The organism is Candidatus Aegiribacteria sp., from assembly GCA_021108005.1.
Taxonomy (GTDB): domain Bacteria; phylum Fermentibacterota; class Fermentibacteria; order Fermentibacterales; family JCC-6; genus Aegiribacteria.
The window spans coordinates 1-4258 of the sequence record JAIORS010000201.1 but is presented as its reverse complement, the minus strand read 5'-3'; the positions used below and the strand labels follow the sequence as shown (position 1 = coordinate 4258).

The window sequence follows — 4258 nt, the reverse complement described above, 5'->3', positions numbered from 1 at the left end:
CATTCTTCAGCTCATCAATTCTTGCACGTAGATCCCAGCTGGGCGTTCTCTTCAGAATGCTATCTCCCAGCTTCAGACATCTGCTGAGAATCTTCCTGTCTCCGGTGGTTAGATAGAGTTCGCGGAGAAAGTCGAACCTTCCCAATTCTCCGGAGACCTGCTCCAGCCCCTCTCTCAGTGTGTGTTCAGCTTCTTCCATCCTGTTCTGGAGCCGCAGCAGTCTTCCTCTGCTCCAGATTATGGAGGAAGTGCATTCACCCGGAGCGGACCACTCATCGATCTGTTTGATCTGTTCTCCTGCCTCCTCAAGCCGTCCCATATCCATCAGAATATGGGATCTTTCAATGGCAAAATCGACCCTGTAAACTCCCAGTCCATCTTCCCGGCAGACGTCCATGGACTCGTCCAGAAGTTCAAGCGCCTCTTCGAGCATACCTGCTCTCCATAAGGCACCACCCAGATTGGCCTGGGATACCGAGAGCGCCTCGCTTCCACCGTATTTTCGGGCAAGCTCCACAGCCTGCTTTAGAAGCTCGAAGGCTTCCTCGGAAGAGGCCTCTCTCTCCAGCATTGTGCCCAGGTTGCCTACAGCCTGCAGCTCCAGCAGGCGGCTTCCAGTTTTCCGGGCGAGTTCCAGGTGCCTGCGAGTCATCCTTTTTCCATCGCTGAACCTGCCGGTCAGATACTTGTAAACCAATGCCAGGTTACCAACAGCCAGGGTTTCCATTACCAGATCTCCGGTCTCTACCGCATAGGCCAGCACCTGCCTGAGTGGATTTTCCGCCTCTTCCATCTGACCCAGGCGAAGCATGCAACCCGAGGCGTTACCCAGAGCCTTTGCCGCCACCAGTCTTTCCTCAGGGGTTCCGTCACGAAGTTCTCTATAGACGGAAAGAAGGTGTTCCTTTGCCTTTTCTGTTTGAGCCTGAAGCATAAGTATTCGTCCCTGGTGGTGGAGTATCTGCGGTCTCAGTTCAGGGTTCATTTCCTCAAGGCCTTCAAGCAGTTCCTGTGCTTCCTGCGGCCTGCCGAGGTTAGTTGCCAGGTTAACCCGCATCATTCGCACCCTTGCCTGATCTTCAGACGTGAGGTTCTTCTCCTCTGCCGCCAACTCAATGGCTTTTCCAGCTTTTCCCCAGCTACCGATGGAGGAGTGCATATCGTAGATCATATTGTGAGCATCAAGTTTTCTGGAGACGTCATCGGACAGATTAAGGACTTTTTTCATGCAATCCAGACAGGTGACGGTCATCCTCCTGGAAAATGCGTGCCTGCCTGCCTTAATAAACCAGAACGAAGCCTCCTCTGCACGGTCGGCCTGTTCCATGTGATAGGCTATATTCTGAGCCTTTTCCGGACGTTGAGCCCAGATTTCCACCATTTTCTCGGCTGCCTTTGAATGAAGCCTCCTGCGGTCCGAGTGAAGTTGAAGGTTGTAAGCAGCCTCACGGAGCAGAATATGGATGAAACTGAAGCGTCCGTCCGGCGTGCGTTCCCACACCCTCTCAACAATGCCCCTGTCAAGAAGAGATTTCAAATCCTCATCGGATACAATCAGCTGGAGTATCCAGGGATCGAAAGCCCTGCCGAGTACGCTGGCAATAATCGCTGTTTTTTTCAGCTTCGGCTCCAATCTGTCCAGCCTTGCTACAAGCAGCGCATGTATGTTGCCCGGGAAGCTCTCTTCATCGGGAGGACCTGTCGCTGATGATAGCAACCCGGCATATTGCTCCATGAAGAACGGAATTCCCTCGGTACGGTGGTGAAACCAGTCCAGCAGTTTCTCGGTAGGCTGCCTGCTCAGGCTCCACTCCAGGAAGCTCCTGCAGCCGGTTCTCGAAAGCGATGGAAGCTTTATTTCATCCGGGGTCAACCCCATCTCTCCGATTGTTTCATTCTTACCAGGTCTTGTAAGGAAGAGTAGAGGTGGTCTATTCTGCCCAAGTTCCTTCAGAACAGCAGTCAGCAGTCTTCCGGAGTCGGGATCCATCCACTGCAGATCATCAAGCACGATAACTGTTTTTCGCAGCAGACGATGTCCCCTGATGAATGCGGCAATGACGGATACAGTGTTCAGGAACCTGCCCCTGGGATCCAGCCCCTGGTAGAGTGATTTTTCCCGGTGGAGACCTGCCATGGCGGCAAGTACCGATTCCCCTCTGAGCAGTTCGTCCGATGTTTCATCAGCTGCCGGATCATTCAGTTCATCCAGAAGATCGATAAAACCGTAGAGCTTTTCCCGGAAAGCGGTCAGTCCTCCCTCGCTGACCTCAAAACCCAGCCATTCCCCCAGCCATCTGGAAAAAATATCCAGGCCTTCACCTGACACGCCTTCGCACCGGAGAGGGATCAAGAAAGCGTCACCCATTTTCCGACTGAGTTCTACTGCCAATCTGGTTTTCCCCATGCCGGTCACGCCTGTCAGGAGTATCTGGGCGCCTTCTTTCATCAGATCAGCCTCAAGCCGGTCCAGAAGCTCGTTTCTTTCGATAAGCGGGGGCGTTGGCTTGGCTGCAGCGGCCCTTTTCTGTAGTGGTGAGAGTATCAGAGCCTGCACTTTGCCGGAGATACCTTTCAAAGAGATTTCCTTCTCTCGCTTGATTTCGAGACGCGATGCGCGGTAAAAAACCGGCTCGCTGCAGACAGTGTTCCATCCGGCAAAACCATGTAGCCGGGCTGCAAGGTTCACGGAAGGCCCGAGAACCGTGTAAGATTCCAGAAGTGGTGTAATCAATGTTCCGCTGAAGACAAGACCGCTGGCCGTGCCGGCTCTTACCCTCCCGGATGATCTGGCAAACACCTGTTGCAGAAAAACATCTGCTCTGCGGGCATCGTCTTCTTTTGAGACCGGGGCTCCAAAGATCACCAGAATACGGTAATCTTTCTTCCCGGCCTCCAGACCCGATACATAGCCCCCCAATTCCCCGGCGATCTTGAGAATCAGTTCCTGAAAGCCCCTTGGGCAGTTGTTCCCCCTGCGGTTTTCAAGCGAGAGGAAAATACTGATGACATGCCTGAACTCATTCACCGTACTTTCGCCAAAGAGTTTCGGCGGAGTGAAACATGCCGTCGGGATAGCTCCGGTTTTAATAGGGACAGGTTCTTCGCCTCTGCCGGGCTGAGAGTACCGATGGGGAGAGCATTCGGAATCCCCTATGACAGCCTGCCTGACGGCAGAGCCCTGGAAACTGTAAAATGTCCATTCATTCAAGGGAATTACATCCCAGGCTATCAGACCTTCGCCAACCGAGGTTCTGACAGGCAGGATGTCTTTCGCCGCCATAGAATTGATACGATTGCAGGCGCTCCTGGCGCCCTCTTGGCTGTCCGGGAAAACAAGAGTGACTGCATCGCCGGCGAACGAGACGGGAAACCCTCCATATTCCGCACCGGCTTGCACCACATTGGATAGAGTACGGCTCACTTCCAGGGAGATGAGTTCCGCACCTTCGGCGCCCAGATCCGTCATCCTGTCGAACCGGGATGTGAAGCTGCAGATATCCGCTATTAACACTGTTCCCCTGAAACTTCCGGAAAGCTCACTCAGGCGGATTACTTTTTTAACAAACAGCGGAGCGTTGTTCAAGTATTCCTTTCAGGAGATTTATCATGAATACACTGGACTTTTCATCGTTTACAATACTATGAGGAGAACTCAAAAGCCCCCCTTGCAGAGAGACAATAGAGAGGACGGTTCTGTTCTGTCAAGTGAATAAATCTCTGATGTTGTTCGGAATGTGACATCATCGGCGACTGATTTGCGGGACTACAACAATATACGTATTGTCTTATTTATACTGAACAAGGATTTGGAGGTCCCATGAACATTATTCCCATTTTAATGGCAGGTGTTATGTCCATAACCGGAATCTGGAGTCGCTGGGACAGGAACGATGGGAACTGGGATGAACTGGCTCCGCTTCTTGCCTCTAATGGTTACGATACTGTGTTCTATATGGCAGCATACGGTACTTTTATCGATGAGGACGGCCTGCGGGAATGCCTGGACGCATGCCTTCCGTTGGGTATCGATGTTCATGCATGGGTGGTCATGTGGAGAACGGATTACGCTTCTGATGTTCAGCAGGAAAAGCTGCTCTGCGAAGGGAGAATGCAGGCGAACAGCGATGGAGAGGTAATACAGAACTGGATGAATCCAACCGACCCGCGGAATGTGGAACTTATGGCCAGTGTCTGTTTACGAATCGCGGCAGAATATCCTGTTACAGGAATTCATCTCGATTACATCAGGTACAAG

The 4258-nt window shown here is 52.3% G+C and carries 2 protein-coding genes; one reads left to right on the top strand and one right to left on the bottom strand.

What is annotated here, in order from left to right; translation table 11 throughout:
• Positions 1–3586: tetratricopeptide repeat protein (locus tag K8S15_12595; protein MCD4776875.1), on the bottom strand; the 3586-nt coding region annotated here is incomplete at its 3' end.
• Between the two features lie 234 nt (positions 3587–3820).
• On the opposite strand from K8S15_12595, the gene K8S15_12590 reads away from it, so the two are divergent.
• The coding region (locus K8S15_12590) for a hypothetical protein (protein MCD4776874.1) at positions 3821–4258 on the top strand (438 nt) is incomplete at its 3' end.